This window comes from Actinomyces sp. HMSC065F11, assembly GCF_001813085.1.
GTDB classification, from domain to species: domain Bacteria; phylum Actinomycetota; class Actinomycetes; order Actinomycetales; family Actinomycetaceae; genus Gleimia; species Gleimia europaea.
This window is the reverse complement of sequence record NZ_KV811482.1, coordinates 131,432-153,462: the sequence shown is the minus strand read 5'-3', so window position 1 is coordinate 153,462 and position 22,031 is coordinate 131,432. Positions and strand designations below refer to the sequence as shown.

The 22,031-nt window shown below is 56.2% G+C and carries 16 protein-coding genes; 6 read left to right on the top strand and 10 right to left on the bottom strand.

All coding sequences use genetic code 11. The annotated features are described in order from the left end of the window. Positions 1–412: 412 nt before the first annotated feature. From gatB to gatC, 3 genes are read right to left on the bottom strand one after another with little or no spacing between them, the layout of a single operon-like run. Positions 413–1,903, bottom strand: coding sequence for an Asp-tRNA(Asn)/Glu-tRNA(Gln) amidotransferase subunit GatB (gatB, locus tag HMPREF2891_RS07125; RefSeq protein WP_070664690.1), 1,491 nt, complete (start codon positions 1,901–1,903; stop codon positions 413–415). Positions 1,904–1,906: 3 nt separating this feature from the next. Further along, positions 1,907–3,439 (bottom strand): Asp-tRNA(Asn)/Glu-tRNA(Gln) amidotransferase subunit GatA, encoded by a 1,533-nt coding sequence (gatA, locus tag HMPREF2891_RS07120; protein WP_070664689.1) that lies wholly within the window; start codon positions 3,437–3,439, stop codon positions 1,907–1,909. A 2-nt stretch (positions 3,440–3,441) separates the two neighbouring features. Continuing rightward, positions 3,442–3,738 carry an Asp-tRNA(Asn)/Glu-tRNA(Gln) amidotransferase subunit GatC gene (gene gatC, locus HMPREF2891_RS07115; RefSeq protein ID WP_070664688.1) on the bottom strand — a complete coding sequence of 99 codons (297 nt, stop codon included), beginning with the start codon at positions 3,736–3,738 and terminating at the stop codon, positions 3,442–3,444. 383 nt (positions 3,739–4,121) lie between these two features. On the opposite strand from gatC, the gene HMPREF2891_RS07110 reads away from it, so the two are divergent. Further along, complete coding sequence (locus tag HMPREF2891_RS07110) at positions 4,122–5,387, top strand: phospholipase D-like domain-containing protein (RefSeq protein WP_070664687.1); 1,266 nt, start codon at positions 4,122–4,124, stop codon at positions 5,385–5,387. Positions 5,388–5,498: 111 nt separating this feature from the next. Here HMPREF2891_RS07110 and HMPREF2891_RS07105 read toward each other — a convergent pair whose 3' ends face one another. Both HMPREF2891_RS07105 and HMPREF2891_RS07100 read right to left on the bottom strand, forming a co-directional pair. Continuing rightward, on the bottom strand, positions 5,499–5,747 hold the full coding sequence (locus HMPREF2891_RS07105) for a WhiB family transcriptional regulator (RefSeq protein ID WP_034509141.1): 249 nt from the start codon (positions 5,745–5,747) through the stop codon (positions 5,499–5,501). Between the two features lie 145 nt (positions 5,748–5,892). After that, a complete protein-coding gene (locus tag HMPREF2891_RS07100) occupies positions 5,893–8,793 on the bottom strand; it encodes an FHA domain-containing protein (protein ID WP_222566281.1) in 2,901 nt (966 codons plus the stop codon). A 128-nt stretch (positions 8,794–8,921) separates the two neighbouring features. On the opposite strand from HMPREF2891_RS07100, the gene ligA reads away from it, so the two are divergent. Continuing rightward, a complete protein-coding gene (gene ligA, locus HMPREF2891_RS07095) occupies positions 8,922–11,354 on the top strand; it encodes an NAD-dependent DNA ligase LigA (protein ID WP_070620867.1) in 2,433 nt (810 codons plus the stop codon). 114 nt (positions 11,355–11,468) lie between these two features. Here ligA and HMPREF2891_RS07090 read toward each other — a convergent pair whose 3' ends face one another. The 4 genes from HMPREF2891_RS07090 to HMPREF2891_RS07075 all read right to left on the bottom strand — a co-directional run bounded on the left by HMPREF2891_RS07090 (position 11,469) and on the right by HMPREF2891_RS07075 (position 16,257). Next, positions 11,469–12,344 carry a carbohydrate ABC transporter permease gene (locus tag HMPREF2891_RS07090; protein ID WP_233187653.1) on the bottom strand — a complete coding sequence of 292 codons (876 nt, stop codon included), beginning with the start codon at positions 12,342–12,344 and terminating at the stop codon, positions 11,469–11,471. A 1-nt stretch (position 12,345) separates the two neighbouring features. Continuing rightward, positions 12,346–13,269, bottom strand: coding sequence for a carbohydrate ABC transporter permease (locus tag HMPREF2891_RS07085; RefSeq protein WP_070664685.1), 924 nt, complete (start codon positions 13,267–13,269; stop codon positions 12,346–12,348). A 65-nt stretch (positions 13,270–13,334) separates the two neighbouring features. After that, positions 13,335–14,642 (bottom strand): ABC transporter substrate-binding protein, encoded by a 1,308-nt coding sequence (locus tag HMPREF2891_RS07080; protein WP_070664684.1) that lies wholly within the window; start codon positions 14,640–14,642, stop codon positions 13,335–13,337. Positions 14,643–14,796: 154 nt separating this feature from the next. After that, a complete protein-coding gene (locus tag HMPREF2891_RS07075; protein WP_070621066.1) occupies positions 14,797–16,257 on the bottom strand; it encodes a sensor histidine kinase in 1,461 nt (486 codons plus the stop codon). A 131-nt stretch (positions 16,258–16,388) separates the two neighbouring features. On the opposite strand from HMPREF2891_RS07075, the gene HMPREF2891_RS07070 reads away from it, so the two are divergent. The 4 genes from HMPREF2891_RS07070 (at position 16,389) to HMPREF2891_RS07055 (ending at position 19,199) form a co-directional block, all read left to right on the top strand. Further along, positions 16,389–16,874: a DUF2505 domain-containing protein gene (locus tag HMPREF2891_RS07070; RefSeq protein WP_070664683.1), complete on the top strand. Its 486-nt coding sequence runs from the start codon at positions 16,389–16,391 to the stop codon at positions 16,872–16,874. 108 nt (positions 16,875–16,982) lie between these two features. Continuing rightward, positions 16,983–17,405, top strand: coding sequence for an OsmC family protein (locus HMPREF2891_RS07065; protein ID WP_070621067.1), 423 nt, complete (start codon positions 16,983–16,985; stop codon positions 17,403–17,405). 40 nt (positions 17,406–17,445) lie between these two features. Beyond that, positions 17,446–18,228 carry a hypothetical protein gene (locus HMPREF2891_RS07060; RefSeq protein WP_070664682.1) on the top strand — a complete coding sequence of 261 codons (783 nt, stop codon included), beginning with the start codon at positions 17,446–17,448 and terminating at the stop codon, positions 18,226–18,228. A 176-nt stretch (positions 18,229–18,404) separates the two neighbouring features. Continuing rightward, on the top strand, positions 18,405–19,199 hold the full coding sequence (locus tag HMPREF2891_RS07055; protein WP_070620879.1) for a thymidylate synthase: 795 nt from the start codon (positions 18,405–18,407) through the stop codon (positions 19,197–19,199). Between the two features lie 30 nt (positions 19,200–19,229). Here HMPREF2891_RS07055 and HMPREF2891_RS07050 read toward each other — a convergent pair whose 3' ends face one another. After that, a complete protein-coding gene (locus HMPREF2891_RS07050; RefSeq protein WP_070664681.1) occupies positions 19,230–22,007 on the bottom strand; it encodes a choice-of-anchor M domain-containing protein in 2,778 nt (925 codons plus the stop codon). Positions 22,008–22,031 lie beyond the last annotated feature (24 nt).

The following is a 22,031-nucleotide window of genomic DNA, read 5'->3' as shown; positions in this document are numbered from 1 at the left end:
ACACACTATCGAGTTCACAAACAACACCCACACAATCGCTTTTCTCACCATTTGGTCTCAGTCACGAGCCCAAACATTTCGTGAAAACCGCGAAAGGCGTTGAAAAAGGTTCCGTTTCAACTACTTGCTTCGTTGCGGAACCGAGAATCTACTCTAGTAGGTTTCGAACCCCTTGTCAACTGACTTTTTGTGATCCGTACTACCTCGTAGTTCATCCAATCGGATCGCTCCGATCAGGACCGAAACTAAATTAGTCACGTCACTCATCTAGAATCAAATTTCGAGCGCGTGACTTCGCGCACCTAGAACTATTTCGCCAGTACCCCGACAAACGGGGGGGGGGATTCCTGTTCAGGAATCCCCCCCCTACGGTCAGCCGCTAACGCAGAAGCTAGCGACCTCCTCGCAAATTTTAAATACGCTCCATGATCAGTTCACGAACGCGCTTCGCATCGGCTTGGCCTCGCGTGGCCTTCATAATCGGGCCCATCAATGCTCCGATAGCGGCCATCTTGCCGCCGCGGATCTTATCCACGACATCTGGGTTATCAGCCATCGCGACCTCCACAGCCGCGATCAGAGGACCATCGTCAGAGACCACAGCCAAGCCGCGGGAATCCACAACCTCAGCGGGATCTCCCTCGCCAGCCAATACGCCCTCAAGCACCTGGCGGGCAAGCTTGTCGTTAATCTTGCCGTCATCAACCAACGCCTGAAGTTCGGCCACCTGAGCCGGAGTCACCGCGAGTTCCTCGAGTTCAACCTCCGCCTCGCGCGCAACGCGGGACAGCTCTCCCATCCACCACTTACGAGCCGCAGCGGAGGAGGCGCCTGCCGACACCGTATCCTCAATCAAATCGATAGCGCCGGCGTTCACCACGTCGCGCATCTCCAGCTCAGAGAAGCCCCACTCGTCACGCAACCTGCGACGGCGCACTGCCGGGAGCTCCGGAAGCTCACCGCGCAAGCGCTCAACCCACTCCGGGCTAGCCACAATCGGACCCAAATCCGGATCCGGGAAGTAACGGTAATCCTCCGCATCCGACTTATCGCGGCCCGCCGACGTCGTGCCATCCTCCGCATGGAAGTGACGCGTCTGCTGTACTACCTCGCCGCCATCAGCGAGAACCTGCGCCTGGCGAGAGATCTCATAACGCACAGCCTTCTCAATACCGCGGAACGTGTTCACATTCTTCGTCTCAGTGCGCGTACCAAGCGGCGAGTCCGGGGTCTCGCGAAGCGACACGTTCACATCCGCACGCAAATTACCGCGCTCCATACGAGCCTCAGAAACGCCGAGTGCCCTCGCGATATCACGCAACGCCTGCACATACTTAGACGCGATCTCCGGAGCCCGAGCACCCGCCCCCTCGATCGGCTTCGTCACGATCTCGATCAGAGGCACCGACGAACGATTAAAGTCCACCAGGGAATACGCCGCACCCTGAATACGCCCATCCTCTGAACCAATATGCGTGTTCTTACCAGCGTCCTCCTCCACGTGAGCACGCTCAATCTCAACTCGGAACGTATCGCCATCATCCAGCTCAACATCCACCCATCCGTTATGCGCAACCGCAACCGCAGCCTGCGAAATCTGGTAAGCCTTCGCCAAATCCGGGTAGAAGTAATGCTTACGAGCGAACCGGCTAACCTCAGAAATCTCACAATTCAAAGCAAGACCCAGGCGGATAGCCCACTCAATCGCAGTCTTATTAATCGTCGGCAAAGCGCCCGGCAAACCAATCGAAGCCGGCGCAATATTCGTGTTCGGATCGCCACCAAACTCATTCGGCGACTGGTCAAACATCTTCGTCTTCGTACCCAGCTCGACGTGAACCTCAAGACCCAAAACCGGGTCAAACTTCTCCACAGCCTCGCTATACTTCATCAACTTATCCATGACCTAACGATCCTCTCCCTCGCGCGCTACGCCGTCCGCGCCCTCAATCATCGGGTTCTTATGTGCCACATCCTCCTGCGACTCAACCACAGCTGCCACGCGGTACATCACATCGTCACCACGTACCGGGCCAGTCACCTGGAAACCAACCGGAAGACCATGAGCAACACCAGACGGAACCGACATCGCCGGCATACCACCCAAGTTCGCAGGCGTAGTCGTAATATCACTCAAATACATGAGCGTCGGGTCATCCATCTTCTCGCCAAGCTTAAATGCCGTGGTCGGCGAAGTTGGTGACACAATCACGTCAACAGACTCGAACGCCTCCACCAACTCCTCCTGCAGGAGCGTACGCACGCGCATCGCCTGCACAAAATACTTATCGAAGAAACCCTTCGACAGCATTCGCGTACCAAAAATGATGCGACGCTTCACCTCAGAGCCAAAGCCCTCACCGCGGCTAGCCGCAATCAGACGCTCCGATGTAACCGGAGGCTCTGGCTCGGCGCGCAAGCCGTAACGAACGCCGTCAAACTTAGCGAGGTTCGACGACGCCTCCGCCGGCATAATCACGTAGTACGCATCCAAAGCAATGCCAAGGAGTGGCAGATCAAGCTCCACAACCTGCGCGCCCTTGCCCTTCAAGAACTCGAGCGTGGACTCAAAGCTTGCCACCACGTCGTCCTCATACGCATCACCAGACAGCTGCTTAACCACGCCAAGCTTCACGCCTTCCAACGGGCGATCCCCTGCCTTCGCAGGCTCCAGGGCGGCCTCTTCCATCGACGGCCATGCATAATCCAACGACACCGCATCGCGATCATCAAAACCATCAATAACATCCTGCAACGCCGCGGCGTCCGCCACCGTGCGCGCCACCGGACCCGCCTGATCCAGCGAAGACCCGAGAGCAATAATGCCCTGACGCGACACCGCACCATACGTCGGCTTCACACCAACCGTCCCCGTCATCGCAGCAGGCTGGCGGATCGAACCACCCGTATCCGAACCAATCGCAAGCGGCACCATAAACGCCGCCACCGCAGCCGCCGAACCGCCACCGGAACCACCCGGAATGCGCTCCAAATCCCACGGATTATGCGTTGGCCCAAAAGCCGAATGCTCGGTTGAGCTACCCATCGCGAACTCATCCATATTCGTCTTACCCACGATAGGAAGCTTCGCGGCCTTAATCTTCTCGACAATCGTCGCATCATACGGAGGGACCCAGCCCTCGAGCATCCTCGACGCAGCCGTCGTCGGCACACCCCGAGTCACAACATTATCTTTTAGGGCAATCGGCACACCCGCCAGCGGATGCAACTGCTCACCAGCCGCGCGCGCCTCATCCACCTCACGAGCCGTCTTAAGCGCACCCTCCTCGTCAACAAACAGGAAAGCATTCACCACCGGATCAACCTCAGCGATACGATCCAGCATCGCGTGAGTCACCTCAACCGACGAAACCTCGCCCTCACGCAACATCTGCGCGAGCTCAAGCGCCGAGCGGAAAACCAAATCAGACTTCGCCATAATTACTCCTCACCCAAAATCTGCGGAACCTGGAACATGCCATCCTCAGCCGCAGGCGCCTGCGCCAAAACCTCTTCACGATCCAACGTCTGGCCGACCTCGTCATCACGCCACACGTTCACCAAAGGAATCGGATTAACCGTCTCCGCAACACCCTGCGTCTCCCACGATGCGAGGCGCTCCAAACGCTCCTCCAACGCACCAAGATCACGAGCGAACCCGGCGGTCTCCTCATCGGTCAGCACAATATGAGCCACTTTTGCAATACGGGCGACTTCTTCCCTAGAAATATTCGACATGCACCCAGTATAAAACCCCCCAAAACACAGGCGCGAAATCTGTCCAAAAAAATCCTCAACCAGAGCAGAAATGGTGAGATTGCGGGGAAAACACAATTCCGACCCAAAGCGGCAGATTTGGCATCACATCCCGGCAGTTCCCCTCACAGATGCGGTCAGCGTGGCAGCCTCATACGGTATTCAGACCCAAACCGGCAAAACTAACCCTACTTTTTATCCCTTCCTCTCACGGATGCGAACTGGGCACCTGATTTGGGCTGCAGTTTGGGTCGTGCACGTGGTGGGAGCGCCGCGGGTAGGGCAGTTCGGGTCGGGCACGTAGATAAGCAGTTACCTGATGTGGCAGGCCGCGCCAGTCTCAGCCCTGCATTAGAGTGAGGGACATGAGGAAACGCGGGAAGAACCTATTCAATGCGAGCCAAGCACTACGAGTCGCCAAAATTGCCGGCATAACCACCGTAAGCGCACAAATCGCGGCGGCCATCACGCTCACAGCCGTTGACGAAGTTCGCAAACGCCGCGCCCCCGGAGGCGGTGGATTCCCCGCCCTCCCCCCGCTAGACACGAACCTAGGCGACAACACCATCCGCACATACACGGAAGGCAGCTCCCTATACTCCGACATGCTCGAAGCCATCGAGAACGCCACCGACTACATCTACTTCGAAACCTTCATCTGGAAATCAGATAAGGTCGGCCAGCGCTTCAAACAAGCACTCATCCGCGCCGCACACCGAGGCATACAAGTCTTCTGCGCCTTTGACGGCTTCGGCAACCTCGTAGTTAACCCCGCCTTCAAGCGCTTCCCTAAACACCCCAACCTCCACGTCATCATCCTGCCCGCCATCCGCTCCGGTGTAATCACCCTCAACCCGCGAAAAACCGGACGCGACCACCGAAAGGTCCTCGTCACTGACGGCAAAATCGGGTTCGTTGGCGGCTACAACATAGGTACGCTCTACAAAACAGAATGGCGAGACACCCACGTGCGCATCCAAGGGCCAGCCGTTTGGGAACTAGAAATGGCATTCGTTGACTACTGGAACGCAAAACGATGGAACCACATGCCCAAACTCCCCGACCAAGGAGCACGCGCATGGGACTCCTCCATCTACGCGGCTCTCAATCAGCCAAACAAGATGCTCTTCCCTATCCGCGGCCTCTACATCGATGCCCTCGAACGCGCCAACGACCACGCATTCATCACATCCGCATATTTCATCCCTGACCGCGAAATCTTTGCCTCCCTAGTTGACGCGGCAAAACGTGGAGTCAAAGTCAAAGTACTCGTACCCAAGCGCTCAAACCACGTGGTTGCAGACTGGATCTCACGCGCATACTACGACGACCTCATCAGTGCCGGAATTGAAATCTGGCAGTACGAACACGCCATGATCCACGCCAAAACCGCAACCGTTGACGGACGCTGGTCAACGGTTGGCACCGCAAACATCGACCGGCTCTCAATGTTTGGGAACTACGAAATCAACGTCCAAACCTGGTCCGAAGAACACGCGGCAGAAATGGAAAAAATCTTCGAAAACGACCTCAGTACCTCATCTCAACTTCGCGAAGAAGAGTGGCGCGCCCGATCCATGATCACGCGGGGCGTTGAACAACTCCTCAAGCCGCTGGGCGTACTCATGTAGCCCTGTCTGAATCTGCCCAAATCTAGCTAGCTCAAGCCAGAGACGAGGAAGACCAAACAAAGACGAAGGGCCCAACCAACTGGTTGGCCCCTTCCTCAAAAGCTGAAACTACTAGCTAGCGCGGCGCACACGAGCGCGGCGACGCTTCAACGTACGGCGCTCATCCTCACTCATGCCACCCCAAACACCGGCATCCTGGTTATTCTCCAGCGCCCACTGCAAGCACACCTGCTGTACCTCGCAAGTAGCACAAACTTGCTTTGCCTCTGCCGCCTGCGCAATTGCGGGACCAGTGTTACCGATCGGGAAGAACAGTTCCGGGTCAACACTTAGACACGCCGCGCGACTACGCCAATCCATCAATACTCCTAAAGAGCGACAACGCAGGCAAAACCCGCGAACACAACAACATTCCAATGACGCTCTTTAGTCTCACCCACTGGGCAAAGTTACACAAGGGTTATGGAAACGTTTCACACTTTATAACCGTGTGCAAATAGTCACGTTAACGCGCAAGCGCCCCGATTCTGTACCACACCTCACAGCAACCAGCCCAGTACACAGCATCCTCCGCCGCGCCGAGCTTCACGAACAGAGGTACCGATACTGCGCGTAGAACATGTCGCGAAATGCTGCCCACCAGCGAAACCTCGCTCCTTGCCGGCTGGTATCCACCAGAAAGCAAGACAGTCTCGGTCACCTCCACTACCTCACGGCCATTTCTCGCCGCATCTACGAGAATCTGACTTTTCAAATCAGACGGAAACTCACCCACCAGCCATACACGCTCACTTAAGTTTCCCCCGCATGCCACGAGCGCCTCACTTCCAGTTGAGAGAACGCCCTCCTGCACTAGGGCCAATAGGCCTTCTGCCGGGCTGACCGGCCGCACCACCTCCAGCAAGGCGGCGCCTTCAGAATCAACAATGCTAACCGCGGCGCCCTCAAACCTGCCCCATGGGTGAGCGATCAACCCCTTGGCTCCAGTCCGCACCAGCCCCATACCTCGAGCCTGCTGTGCAGTAACCTTTACGAGACTTCGCCGCCACGTCCTCACCAATGAATAATCGTCAGCGCTAACCCCCGCCACAACCCCTGCTGCACGCCCCATCCACTCACGCAACCACTCTTGACCTTGAGCAAAGCCCGAGCCGTCAATGGCGCGCAGCAACGCACCTAAATCCTCAACCACCACGGGAACTCGCTTCCGCGCGGCGAAATCCATCTGATGGAGCGCTTCAAACACCTGCCTCTGCTTGGCCGGAATATATAGAGCCCCGCACGCACTTGCTATCTTTTCTAACAGCTCCCCCTCGTCCGCAACGACCGCGACTTTCTCCTCCTCCAGCCGCAGCGGCCTATACGTCCTGCCCGCTACGTCATCCAGCCACCCAATAATCGGACCACCTTCATCACCGATACCTGGTGGATCGGCCTCGCGCGCCAAATCTGCACTAAAACCTGGTGAAACCAACTCGGGAAGCGGGGGCCGCCAAAGCGCTGGCACCTCGCCCTCGCTGACGGTTTCTTGAAGCGCCCCCAAGTTTGATTCCAGATGCGAGAAGTAAGCCCACTGCACCTCTTTCATGGAACCAGCGTCAACTACTGCACGGCCCGGCACTCGCGGAAGTTCGGAAGCCGCGCCGCTTGCCACCATCTCGAGGGAATCAGCCACGCTTGCCGTACGCAAACAGACGCGAAGAGTCAGATTTGCACGCATCGACGGAGTAACCACACCGCCCGGACTTTGCGTTGCCGCAATCAAATGCATGCCCAGAGACCGCCCTCGAGCCGCCAAATCAACCAGGCTCTCAAGCGTCTCCGGATGCGTCCTAATCATCGCGCGAAACTCATCAATAACGCACACAATACGCGCCGGACAATCATTCGGACTTCGTTGCTCCCACTGGTCAACACTTACGAAGTGTCGCGCCGCAAGAGCTTCCTCTCGCTCCCGAAGTTCCGCGCCTAACCCAGCTATTGCCCTCTCCGTGTCATCTGGAGCCAGGTCTGTGAGAAGCTGCTGCGCGTGAGGGAGTTGCGCTAGATCACGGAATGCCGCTCCTCCCTTGTAGTCGATCAATACAAGCCGTAACTTCGACGGATCCTTCTTCCGGCACATTTGCAATATCCACGTGCGAAGCGCCTCTGATTTTCCCGACCCTGTTGTTCCAGCTACGAGGGCGTGGGGACCATCTTTCACCAAGTCCAAGAACTCTATTCCAGTCACGCTGTTTCCAATCGGAACCGACAGATCTGGCCCAGCCATCGGCACTGGCAAATCTTCAACGAGCACGCGAGTTGGTATCTGCACCTCAGATACCCCCTCGCCAACTGGTAGCACCGGACGCAGCGGAACACCCGGTGGGCATTCGACGCGGTGGTCTGCCACGTGTTTTGAGGCGTTCAAAACCGTGAGCAGTGCCGCCCCTTCCTCGTCCCGCAACACGTTTGGGGATTGCCTAAGGACCCGGGCGTCAATGCCACTTTCACGCGCGTATACGAGTGCTTGAGACAGCACCCACGTAGCCCAACCTTTCACATCTGACAAAGCGAGCGACTCGCCTACACGAACCGAAACCACCGAGCCCGGCGAGAAGCGTACCCTTCCCAGCACGTACCCAGACCTTTTTGGCAAGGGAAAACTGCACCGCGTCCATGTTGGTGCTGCAGAAAGATCTATTTCCACCTCCTTCGAGTTACGCCAAGAAGGCGCCTTTTCTGAGGATGAAGTTGCCGCGCCGGCTTTCCCACGCGCAGGCATTGAAAGACCGTACAAAATACCCCAACGACACCCGGGTTTGCGCCGGCTTCGCAACGCCAGCACACCGTAGCTGATTGCGAGTGCCATCAAGAAAACAACAGTGACGGCTACCTGCCATCCCAACAGGCGACCTATCAGCCAGATCAACGACAGCATTGGTAGTAGCAGGAGCAACCCGCGTTTATTCATTGGCCGCGCTCCGCCCCATTCGAGCGCCTTCTGCAAGTTCATTGTCGAAGGGCGCGAGCGAACCTGCCACAGGTTTCCTCCCACGCAAAAAATCCGACCAGGGGCTACCTTTGCCGAAGCTTCATTAATCCTAGCTCTGCGAAGTGTCCTCGTCATTGAACGCAACAAGACCCACGACCGCGCAAACCCTGGCAAGATTGCGGCTTTTCTACCGACCGCAAAACCGTTCGCAGAACCCAGATCTCGCAACGCCACCTCAAACCCACCACGACTGTAAATGCCTTTCACCTGCAAGTGCCTGCGCGAAGTTAACGGGTCTTTCACCTGCACATCCCCATTTCTGCCCATAATCACCGGCTTGGAAGTCACGGGGAACCCTAAACCAGCGTCAGGACCGGCAATGCAAAGCACATGAAGCGGGGAAGAGAGCAGATCATTCACGCTTACACTCAAGCCTGCGCTAACGGCCAAGGCCAGAAGGTCTTTCACAGCTGGGGAAACTGCTTCACTTCATTCGCCTGTGAATAAGGGATGAGTGGTTACCGGTTTCTATGTCCGTGGTTTGAGGTAAGAATTAGGGCATGACTGAAAGCACGTTGGAACCACTGAGCGGCCGCGACGAATCCGGCGAGTTCTCACAGAAAACCCCAAAAACCACAAGTGAAGGCGGGACGCCCAGTGAGCGTGCCCGCGAGCGGTGGGGTGAGCTCGTAGAGATTATTGAGCAGGCGCGTGGATCGTACTATCAGGAAGACTCCCCCACGCTCGCCGACGCTGAATACGACGCGCTGTACCGCGAGCTGGAGGATCTTGAGCGGCAGTATCCATCTCTTCAAACTCAAGATTCTCCTACCCAATCGGTTGGCGGCTTTGCATCCGATGCTTTCAGCAAGGTCACTCACGAGATACCGATGCTCTCTTTGGATGACGTGTTCTCTGTAGAAGAAGCCCACGCGTGGATGGACCGTTGTATGAATGCACTGGGCGTGCAAACCATGCCAATGACCGCAGAGGTTAAAGTAGACGGCCTTGCCGTTTCAATCCTCTACGTGAATGGCAAGCTACAACGCGCGGCAACCCGTGGTAACGGAAGCGTTGGTGAGGATGTCACCGCGAACGTCCTCACCATTAAGAAAGTGCCAGCCCAGCTCAGTGGCGAAAACGTGCCCGAGCGGGTGGAGGTGCGCGGGGAAATTTTCTTCCCCACCAAGGACTTCGAGGAATACAACAGCGCGCGAGCCGAGGCCGGACTTAAACAGTTTGTTAATGCACGCAATGCCGCCGCCGGATCGCTTCGTCAAAAAGATGCTGCTGAAACCGCGAAGAGGCCTCTAGCCATGGTGTGTCACGGTATAGGCGTTTTTGAGGGCGCGCAACGCATCCCGCAGTCCCAGCACGAGTGGTATGAGCTCATCGCTGGCTGGGGACTGCCCACCTCCTCATATACACGGGTGGTGCGAAGCCACGACGAGGTCGATTCTTTCATTCGCGAATACGGGGAAAAACGTAGCAGCCTGGACTACGGCATAGATGGCGTTGTGCTCAAGGTGGATTCGAGGCAGAGCCAACAGGCGCTGGGCACAACATCACGTGCTCCCAGGTGGGCAACCGCCTACAAGTACCCACCCCAGGAGGTGCATACGCGCCTGCTTGATATCCGCACCCAAGTTGGTCGAACGGGGCGAGTCACCCCATTTGGAGTCATGGAAAAAGTTCTTGTAGACGGCTCTTACGTGTCTCGCGCTACATTGCACAACGCATCCGAAGTTAAACGCAAAGGCGTACTAATTGGTGATCTCATTGTGCTTCGCAAAGCAGGAGACATCATTCCCGAAATCGTTGCGCCCGTTGAGGATGCGCGAGATGGAACCGAACGCGAGTTCATCATGCCCTCCAACTGCCCATCATGCGGGGCCCGATTAGCTCCTGCGAAAGAAGGAGACATTGATCTGCGTTGCCTCAACTTCGAAAAATGTCCGGCGCAGCTAACGGAACGGATAGCGTACATCGGCTCTCGCAAAGCCCTCGATATTGAGGGGCTCGGCGAAGAGGCCTCCCTTGCCCTCACTCAGCCCGAGTTGGACCGAGAAGAGGTGGCAGCAGCCCTTGTCTCTGGAGAGGCAGTATTACTTGCGGACGGAACCCTTCTCGAGCTTGATGCGGCCCAGGTTGAAACGCTGGGGCATGCGGACGAAATCACCGCCGCGGAAAGCCTTTTGCCAACACCCCAGAAACCGGCTCTTGGGACAGCGGCTGACCTCTTTGATCTCAACGCCGATAGCGTGCGAGATGTGTGCGTATGGAGAAGGCGCGCGTTCCCTACAAACATTGCGAAAGAAGTTGGCGTTAAAGAAGGCTGGCAACAGGTTCGCTACTTCTACACTGCGGGCGTTCGCGATACTGCTGGCGGCGGTTGGAGAACCCAGCCGCGCCCCACAAAAACCTTCGAGAAGATCATCAGTGAGCTCGAGCGCGCCAAAAACGAACCGCTTTGGAGGGTACTCGTTGCGTTCTCTATCAGACACGTTGGCCCTCAAGCTGCTCAAGCTCTTGCAAACCACTTCAGTTCGGTGGACGAAATCGCGAACACACCGGTTGAGGATCTCGCTCAAGTTGAAGGCATTGGGCCAGAGATTGCAGGAGCCGTATCCGACTGGTTTACGCTCGAAGCCCATCAAGACCTTGTTCAAAAGTGGGGTGCCGCGGGTGTGCGCATGGAGGCTGAGCAAACCGAAGAACTTGCGCAAACTCTAGCCGGGCTTACGATCGTCGTGTCTGGAACCGTTCCCAACTACGACCGCGAAAGCGCCAAAGCAGCGGTTACCGCGCGAGGCGCCAAAGCCACCTCCTCCGTATCCAAAAAAACTAGCCTCGTAGTTGCCGGGCCCGGCGCAGGATCCAAGGCAACCAAAGCCGAAGAACTGGGGATTCCAGTTATCGATTCCAACCTCTTCGACGCGCTTCTTGCAGGCGGTCTCCAAGCCCTCGACCTTCAAGATGACGCTGGCAAATAGGCGATAGAAGCCTAGACACCAACGGAATATGAACCAGCGGCGGCTTTCTGCTATATAGGAGAAAGCCGCCGCTACTGATGCCAGTCGCCATATGCGTTTGAAAAACTAGGCCAACTAGCCCTTAACCGAACCGGACATCAAACCACCGACAAAATACTTGCCGAGCAGAATATAAACAATCAACGTGGGAGCCGAGGCGATCAGCGCACCCGCCATGGAAGCACCGTAGTCCGCCATGATCGAACCATGAGCCAAGTTATTCAGGGAAAGCGTGACCGGGCCCGTGTCCGTGTTCGTCAAGAACAACGCAAATAGGAAGTCATTCCACGCGGATGTGAACTGCCAGATCAACACGACCACAAAGCTGGGAATCGAAATCGGAAGCACCACAGCGAAATACGTGCGCAACATTCCCGCACCGTCCACTCGCGACGCTTCGATCAGTTCCGCCGGCACAGACTCGTAATAGTTCCTGAAGATAAGAGTCGTGATTGGAATTCCATAAACCACGTGTGCCAAAATCAGCGTTGGGATGCCGTTAGGCAGACCGATGGTCAGGACCATTTTCATTAGAGGGATCATCACCGCCTGGTACGGGATGAACATGCCAAACAGGAGGAACGTGAAGACCACGTTCGCACCTGGGAAACGCCAGCGTGAAAGCACGAAACCGTTCATTGATCCCAAAATCGCAGATATAATCGACGAAGGGATCACGAGCAGGAACGTGCGGCCAAGAGGAGCTGCCAATGCGTCCCACGCGCGTTGCCAGTTCTGAACGTCCCACTCCTGAGGCAGATACCAAGTGCGCGAAGGATCTGCCTCCGCTGCCCCCTTAAACGAGGTGACAAAGAGGACGTACACCGGGATCAGGACCATCGCAAGGAAGAGAATCAACAGCGCGTAGCGAATCGCGGTAGTTCCCGGACTTCCTTTCTTCACCACGTGCGGGTTCGCGGTAGGCAAAGCATTCTTTACTTGAGTGCTCATGTCACTTCCTCTTCTTCGCGTCGTGGATCAGGTACGGCACGACCAAGATCGCCACAATCACCAGCAGAATCGTTCCAACCGCTGCAGCATTTGAGTAATCACCTGAAGTCATGTAGTTATACATGTCGATTGCAGGAACCTTAGTGGAGTATGTGAGCTGATCCGTAACAGCCATGATCAGGTCGAATGACTTCAACGCCATGTGACCAATGATGATAACTGCTGACAAGGCTACGGCAGACAGCTGCGGGAAGATGATGTGTTTGTACAGTTGCCACTCGCTAGCACCATCCACGCGGGCCGCTTCGCGCAGGTCATCACTAATCCCCCTGAAGCCAGCCAAGAAAAGAGCCATAACGTAACCTGACAGTTGCCAAATAGCCGGAAGCGCAACCGCCAACACACCAAACGTGATGTTAGAGGTCCATGAGTTCTCGAGGAAGCCCAGTCCGAGCATCTGGAACAGGCGATTCAACCCCTTCGCTTGATCCCCCACGCCCGGGTTCAAAAGCCACTTCCACACGACACCCGAGGCGATAAACGAAACAGCCATCGGGAACAGGAAGATAGAGCGGAAAATTCCCTCACCTTTGATGGGGCGCTCAAGTAACCATGCCCAGAGGAATCCCAGAATGAGGGTACCGAGTAGAAATGCTGCCGTGAAAAGCAGGAGATTAATCAAGGAGTGTTGAAAATCTGGATCACCAAACAGATAGGCATAGTTTTCAAAACCAACAAAGCTGGTTTCTCTAGCACCGTTATATTGCGCGACAGTGTGTGCGTCGCGCATCGACGTGACAGTATTCGCAGCAATCAAACCGTATACAAAAATTCCAACCAGGATGATCGACGGCGAAATCAAGAGTAGCGGCGGACCATACTTACGCCACCACGATTTTGCACTGCGTTTGTTCTTAAAGGCCATGCTTTCCTCCGATGAGCGGGTGACGGACAGGCCGCCACCCGCTCTACGCAACTGCGTTAATTGGACTATTTAGACAGCGACGTTGCTGCTTTGACAAGCTCAGCCTGCAGACCCGCAACATCGGATGCGCCCTGCGCGAACTTGGCACAAGCAGCATTCATATCGTTCGATACTGCTACCGGAACCGCAGCACCGTGTGCGATAGAGGAAACAATCGTGTCTTCAGCGAAGGACTTCATCGCATCCTGCTGGTACTGGCCGAACTGCTTGATCTCATCATCGGTCAGATCTGAACGAGCAGGGATGGAGCCCTTAATCGTGTTGAAAGCAATCTGACCAGGCTTGCCGGAAATGGTCTGTAGCCAAGCCTTAGCGCCGTTAACGTTCTTCGCACCTACCGGCATCGTGAATGAGTCTGCGAGAAAGTCAAAAATGCCATCAGAGCCCGGGACTGGGAATGCGACATAGTCCTCGTTGTACTTCTTACCAGCAGCCTCGAATGCGGCGATAGCCCAGTCACCCATCACGTTGTAAGCAGCCTCACCTGCGATAACCGGGTTCATCGCCGGCTCCCAGTCCTCATTCAAATAGGACTTGTCAGCCAAGTCGATAATCTTAGAGTAGTGCTCAAGGGACTTCGTAACCTCAGCAGAAGCCCAATCCGTAGAGCCGTCAAACAAACCGTTGTAGCCATCTGCTCCAAGATCAGCCATTAGAACAGACTCTAAAAGCTCAAGCTGGGTCCAAGCCATACCAACCGTAATTGGAATCTTGCCGGCAGCCTTCACTTTCTCCATGTCCGCAATCCATCCCTCAATGTCAGTTGCCGGCTTTGCCGGATCAAGACCAGCTTCTTCAAGCACTGCCTTGTTTGCCCACACAACATTGGCACGGTGGATATTTGACGGTACGGAGTAGATCTTGCCATCAACGGTTAGACGATCAATCAGCGTATCGGGGAAAGCATCTCGAAGCTTGAACTCGTCATACAGTGCTGAGACATCCTCGATCTGCATGGCATCAATGTAGTCGGTAAGCTCAGCGCCAGCGTGAGCCTGGAACGTGTCTGGCGGGTTCTGTGCCGCGAGGTCAGCCGCAAGCTTCTGTTTAGCCTGCGAGCCGCCACCACCTGCAACCGCAGCGTTCTTAAACATGAAATCAGGATGCTCTTCTTCGAACACCTTAACCAGTGCGTCACGACCGTCCTTCTCAGAACCGGCTTCCCACCAAGTAACTACAGAGACCTCGCCGCCTGCCGTAGCCTCACCCGAACCAGTGCTTTCAGTCCCAGAGCCTTGTTGTGCACCGCCACCACATGCGGCCAGCATCAAGCTAATGGCCGCAAATCCAGCAAATGCTGCAATCCGCTTCATAACTTCTCCTTTGAAGTACTGCGTATGAAAACATGCTCTCCATCAAAGAGCTGATGTCAGACTACAGCACTTACACGGGGAGCAAATGAGATTGAATCGACCGTTATATTACTGCAATACAGACCCCGACTTGCCTGTCATAACAGGGATGTGATCAGTTGTCCAAGTTTGCGTTAACTCGCACGATTGTGCCCGGTCCGTACTTGCGCCTATCCCAAGTGATAGTGCCCGCAAGCTCGCCGGCAACCACCGTTGACACAATCTGGGTTCCCAGACCCGACTTGGCCTTATCCGGCTCAATACCGAGCCCATCATCAGACACGGTCACCTCAAGTCGGCGCCCATTGCGCTCGGCCTCAATACTAACCAGGCCGCCATAGTCGCGATAGCCGTGCTCAACCGAGTTTGTCACCAGCTCCGTTAATACCGTTGCCAAGGCTTGTGCCGCATCCGCATTCACCTTGCCGAAGTGACCTCGCACATCAACACTCACCTGCTGGTTAGTCTTAGCCAGTACAACCGCCAGGTGCAGAACCTTCTTAGCAACCTCATCAAAATCAACGGTCTCGTCAACATTTTGCGAAAGCGCTGCGTGAACCGTAGCGATGGTGGTCACACGCCGTTCCGCCTCTGAAAGAGCCGCGCGCACCTCCTCGCTATCAGAACGTCGTGCCTGCAATCTGATCAGCGCAGAAACCGTCTGCAGGTTGTTTTTGACGCGGTGATGAATCTCGCGAATCGTGGCATCTTTTGTCATCAGTTCAAGCTCGCGTCGTCTCATCTCCGACACGTCACGCGTTAACAAAACCGCGCCCACACGCTTATCGCCTTCCAGTAGCGGCAACGCGCGCATTGTGACCGTGGCGCGCGAAGACTCCACCTCTGCCCTCCACGCCGCTTTCCCCGTCACAACAACCGCAAGCGTCTCCTCAATAGTCTGATCCTGCTTCAACACGTCCGTCACATCTTCGATCAGCAAACGACCAACAGGGTTGTGCCGAATACCAAGCCTGCGCAAACAAGACACCGCGTTTGGCGTTACCTTTTGTACTACGCCCTCGGAGTCCAAAAGAAGCGCACCATCCATTACGCGCGGCTGGCCGTGAGTTACCGAAACTGGCGTGGCGTCATACGGATACTCGCCGCGCGTAATCATCTTGCACAAGATGTCTGCGGCGTGAGGCGTCCAGGTCTCCGCTCCTCCCAAAAAACCGGGTGAGGACAGGTTGGTTTCTCGCGTTATCACTGCAATCGCCTGCCCACTACGGACCACCGGGATCGCAACTTCACTCATCGAATATGTCCCCATCCAACGCGCACCAGGAGGCGATGCAATCTGGCGGGTCTCCATCGCTTCTTCCAGGAGCGTCTGCCTGGACGGCTGGATATACATGTCAACCACGTCATCCATGTGGATCGTTGAAGCTGTGGCCGGGCGCGCATGGGCAATCGCAAGGAAACGTCCATCGTGCGTGCGCACCCACATCACCAGATCTGCGCCAGCCAGGTCCGAAACCACCTGCCAATCAGCAAGAATAAGGTGAAGCCAATCCAAATCCTCATGGTGGAGATTAGAACGGGCAGCGGCCTGCGCAAGATCAGTCAACGTATGCATAGTCATACTTTAAAACAATGAGGTCCAATGCACCTTCACTCGGCCTCCCACTCATCCATCCCATGCGAAATGCAGCCACCCCCACGATAATGGATATAGATCGCGTTCGAATCTACCCTTGGAGGAACGCCATGGACTTTCATACATCCGTTTGTTACCCGGCCAACCTCGCCGCCGTGCAGCGACTTTTCCAAAGCGAGGAATTCTTCAAGGCCCGTGCCGCTGGCTCACCAGCCTCAGTGGAATCCGTGCACGTCGAGGCGCTTATCAGTGAAATCCGGGTCACCACCAAGGCCCGCATTGATGCGGCCGTCATCGACCTGCCGCCGGTTGCGCAACGATTCATCCCCTCCTCAGGGATTGAAATCACAATAACCGAAACTTGGAATACAACCGACAACACGGGCGTTATCCAAGTGCATGCCAACAGCCTGCCGGTTTCAATGTCCGCCACCTGTGCTTTCATTGAAGAAGACGAGGCCGTGAGGCGTGATGTCAACGGAAAACTGAAGGTTAACGTGCCGATCATCGGACGCAAGCTTGAGCAGAAGGCGGTTGCGGAGGTTTCTAAAATCGCCGAGCACGAGCAAGAGATTGCCAGCCAATACTTGGTGTGATCGGCATGCGCGCCGCACGCCTACCACTGTTGTTGTGAGTCCGGTAAGACCCGCGGCACCAACCAGTTACTGTAACCACACTTTTATTCATATGAGAAGAGGATGACCATGAGTGATCAAGAAAAATACCTCTGGCTAGAGCGGGTTGGGAAAGGCTCGTACCTGGGTAAGAACTCGCGCGGCCTCACCGTGCCAATCGGACATGGCGAGGACGAATTCACCCCTGGGGATTTGCTTCGCCTTGCCCTCGCTGGGTGTAATGCGACGAGTTCAGACTCTCGATTCGCCGCCGCCCTCGGCGACGACTACCAGGCCACCGTGGGGGTTGAGAGCGACTACGATGAGGAGGAGAACCGCTTCACTAAGCTCGTTGTAGAGATCGTGACCGACATGAGCGGACTTAGCGATGAGGAGCGCGAGCAGCTGGAAAGCCGCGTACACCGAGCCATTGAGAAGCGTTGCACCATCGGCAATACGCTACGGCACGGAGCGGAAAACAGCGCCGTAATCACCTGCGAGAGCGCCGAGTAACACCAACTACACGAGAGATGTTCTACCGAGGAGGAACGTCATGGGCATTGTCAAGAAAGCAAAGAACGGCACTCGAGCCGTGGCCGACGGGCTTGCAACCACGCGGCGATTTGTTAAAGACCTGCGGGGAGCCAATTCCATCCAGGATGTTATCGACGCAATGATCGACGTGCCCACCTCACGGATTGAGAACAAAGTCAATCAGCTCCGCGCCAAACATCCTGGAGCTACACCCGCAGAGATCCAGGAGATAGTTACCAAACAGTTCCGCAAACTCGCAGCCTCTACGTCCGGAGCTGCAGGCGCGGCTGCAGCTGTGCCAGGCCTTGGAACCGCAGCCGCGCTTGGCCTTTCTTCCGCACAACTAACCGGTTTCGTATCCGAAGCTGGTTACTACGTGCTCACCCTCGCTCACATTCACGGCATTCCCTTGGAAGACAAAGACAAACGCCGGCTCCTGGTCTTGACCGCACTGATGGGCGAACAAGGTGAACAAATCGCAACCTCGCAGTTTGGCTTCACCACGCTTACCGCGCTCAAGGGTTACGCGAGCGACGTGCAGCGCCAAACCATTAATCAAGTCAATCGAAAACTGGCGAAGATGGCCGCTAAACGAGCCGCACGCAAAGGTACGACCGCGATGCTAGGAAGGCTCATGCCATACGGGATAGGCGCGGGCCTCGGCTGGGTGATTGGCCGATCCATGGCGGGCAACGTCATTGACGGGGCCATCAATGCGCTGGGTACTCCTCCCGCAACCTTCAGCTACCCCGTCACCATCGATGTCGAAGCGAACCCGCAAGAGATTCAAACGAAACAGTGAAAGCCTGCGGCCGCCCTGGGCACGTTGATATTTACCTCCGGGTGGCGAGGACCCGCCAAGCGCCCGCGTTCAGGCAGTGGACGAGCTAGCGATTTTTTAGATCATCCCCGCAAATGTGGATAATCTGAGAAAGTGAGCCACCGCGACCGCCTCCAAAATCGAAATATTGAGGACCAATGAACACGCAGTATGAAGACCTACTCCGAGATGTCATGAGTAACGGCACGCCCAAAGGTGATCGGACCGGAACCGGCACAGTGTCGGTATTTGGCCGGCAACTGCGTTTCAATCTACAAGAGGGGTTCCCCCTAATCACCACCAAACGCGTGCACCTAAAATCGGTAGTTGGGGAACTGCTGTGGTTCTTACAGGGCGATTCGAACGTGCGCTGGCTACAAGAAAATGGAATCCGCATTTGGAATGAATGGGCGGACGAGGATGGCGAGCTTGGACCGGTATACGGCGTCCAATGGCGATCCTGGCCCACACCAAACGGAGAGCACATCGACCAGTTGGCTGGCGTGCTCGAAACGCTTAAGAATGACCCTGATTCGCGGCGTATGATCGTATCCGCGTGGAATGTGGCAGAACTGGACAAAATGGCGCTTGCACCATGCCACGCTTTCTTCCAGCTTTACGTGGCAGATGGCAAGCTGTCGCTCCAGATCTACCAGCGATCTGCCGACCTTTTCCTCGGTGTTCCCTTCAACATCGCCTCATACGCGCTCCTTGCGCACATGATCGCACAGCAGGCCGACCTGGAAGTTGGCGAGCTCATTTGGACGGGCGGCGACTGCCATATTTACACCAATCACTTTGAGCAAGTGCGCACCCAACTTGAGCGAGAAGCATATCCTTTCCCAACTCTCGTGCTACGCAAAGCCAAAGACCTCTTTAGCTACACCTTCGACGACATCACCGTGGAGAACTACCGGCACCACCCCACTATCAAAGCGCCTGTCGCCGTCTAGGCCGACGACAGGCACTTGATGGCCGCGGGGTTAGGCTTTTGCGAACTTCCTCCTCAGCAAAACGACAGCTGCAGCCAGCGCTACGATCGAGGAGGCCACAATGATGATCAGAGGAATACTGATCTGACTACCCTGGTCACCTGTAGAAATCGGCGACGCTCCGAACATGGGTTGTGCCAATCCGTCACTCGCATCAGAATCCAGCGGCGATGCTGAACCCGCAGTTTCAGCAGTTTCTGTCGTTTCAGCGTTAGAGGCGGCATCTGACTGGAGCCCCTCAGCCGCAGGCAAACTCGAAAGCGCCTGCAGGCCCGAGGAAGCTACGGCAGCTCCCCCACCTCGAGATACTGTCGCAGACGAATATGAGCCAGACCCAAAGCCGTTTGCACCGCCCTGCGCAGGATTGTGCGGAGGAAGCACACCGTTTGAGGCTGTTCCTTCACTGCCTGGGCGAGCCGGCTCGATGGCACCATGAGGCTTTGAGCTCCCTGGAGTTCCGCCCGGAGCCTCGCCCGCGCCACCCGGCTGGGTGCTACCATCTCCCGCGCCGCTATCGCCAGGTACCGCAGGCGCATCGGGGTTTCCTTCGCTTCCTGGGGAACCCGCTTCGTCCTCGTCGCCTACTTTGAAGCGAATGTCAGCCGAAGAGCGGAATTCGTTGCCATCTGCGTCAGTCCCCGACACTGAAACAGTCAACACGTACATTCCTGGCTTGGTGAAGGCCCAGTAAACGTGCTTGTGAAGAGGTTCGGGCGCATCGATCTGGCCAGGCTTCTGCGTGGAAGCGATCAGGTCAAGGCCGTTGAAAGAGTCGTGCGTGAACAGCCACCACGAGCCACCAGCTGGTGCTGTTTTTTGAGCTATCTCGAACTTGACGCCGTTTGGAAATGACGCCCGGTCAATGTGTTCAGAAGAGAAGCCCGGCCACACAATCCCATTCTTTTGCTGCATCGGAGAAACAAAGAGCTCCGTTCCCTGCGGCCCCATGAAGTCAAACACCGGGTCGCTGAATGCCTTCGGTGAGCGCTTGACTTTTGAATTCTTCAAAAGCTGGAGCGTAACGGAGTCAGGGGTACGCGCGACCGAAGTTCTTGCGTGCTCGCGCGAATCATCGTTGACCACCACACTCACCTTGTCGTCAACAACTGCCGGGCCTATATCCACGTGACCGCGCGAAATAGTGACGGCATCATTTACGAGGCTGCCCGAGCTATTCTCTCCGGGGTTATCTGGATTCTCAACGGGAGGATTGGGATCCGTAGGTTCACTCGGATCAGGCTGATCGGAAGGCTTCGAAGGATCGGGAGTTTCTGTCGGATCTGAAGGTGGCGGTGCCGGCTGATCTGATTCCTGTGAATCTCCCGGGGTTTCCCCTAGTTTTATCGGCTTCGGTCGCGTCTCATTCAAGGGGAATACCGCCTTACCGCCCGAGAGGGAAACAGTTGTTGGAGTGATCAGATTAAGCCGCACCTCCATGTTGTCTCCAACGCAATCCCACCAGTCTCCGGAACTCCACTTTCGGTGCGTAGGCGTGGACACAAACTCAATGTCGCAAGTCGGGTAGGCGCTTCCCGGCTCGTAGGCGCCGCCTACAACTTTGAACCAGAGGTTCTTGTCTTCTGGAAGCACTGAAAGCTCAGCGCTATCCTCACTTGCGCTGAACTCAAAGTTCACCACGGGCGAGGACGGCACGTATTCGGCCGTTGAAAATGCGGGAGCGGGATCGCGCACGATCTGCTGCGGGAACTGGCCAAGTTCTGTGGTGGAACCGCTACGGCTAGAGCGCGAAATCTCGATCGGCGCGGTAATCCAACGAGGCGAGGGCGCCCCCTTGGCCGGCACGAATACGGCCTGTAGCGAGAGGTCTTGCGAGCCGAGAAGCTCATCCCAACGGGCAACCCCCGCTTGGAGCGGCACCTCACCTAAGTAAAAACCGTCAGTGTAGAAAACAACCGTTCCGGTATCGGCCGCGTTGCCAGTGCTGAAGGTGAGCGATGTGAGGCGTTCGTCCCCGTCGGCTTTCACATCCTGGTTGGGCTCCACGGTGAACTTTGGAGCGAACTTGCCAGTGCCCGTTTCGGGCGAGGCGTTGTATGCGGCAACGACGTCAGTTAGGGTCTCGGACTCAGGATTGGGGCCACCAACCTGCCACACCAGCGTTTGCGGAGCCGAAGCAACCACGCGGTTTTGGTGGTCGCGAGCCGTTGCCCGGAATACAACCTCGTAACGCCCCGGCTTTGTGAATAGAGTCTGATTGTGCGTGTGGTTTCCTGGATCTACCCACGTTTGACGCAGGTGCGGGTCATGGGAGGACAGGAAGCGGCGAATAGGATAGCCCTCGTAGTACGTCAGCATTTCCATCCGACCAGGCCCGTTAAAGCCCACAATTTCTAGGTCAAACTTGTTGTCACGAAACTTCTCGATCGGAATGTTCGTGTCCGCGCCGAACCCCGCCCAGATCGGCCCGTTGTTACGACCATTCACCGCTGGGGCCGCATAGAGCATGTCGCCTGGCTCGGCCCCGATAAAAGACAGGTCGCCGTTTTCAGGAGCATCCATCGAGTAGAGCTGTGAACCGGTAATCGAGTAGCCTCGACCAAGCCAATTGACCGTATTCTCTATCGGGGTGGACTGGCCTCCCGCATCCGAATTCAGGGTGAAGTTGTTGCCCTGCCAGTAGACCTTAGGCGAATCGACGTGCGCGTTGTACATGATCGTCTTGCCCGTATCGGGCCCGGCCATTGCAGGTTGAGTTATTCCAGCCGCGAGGACGAGGCCGGCAATCGCGGCGCTAACGAGTCGTCGCATATTCGATTTCCTTTCTAAACCTCG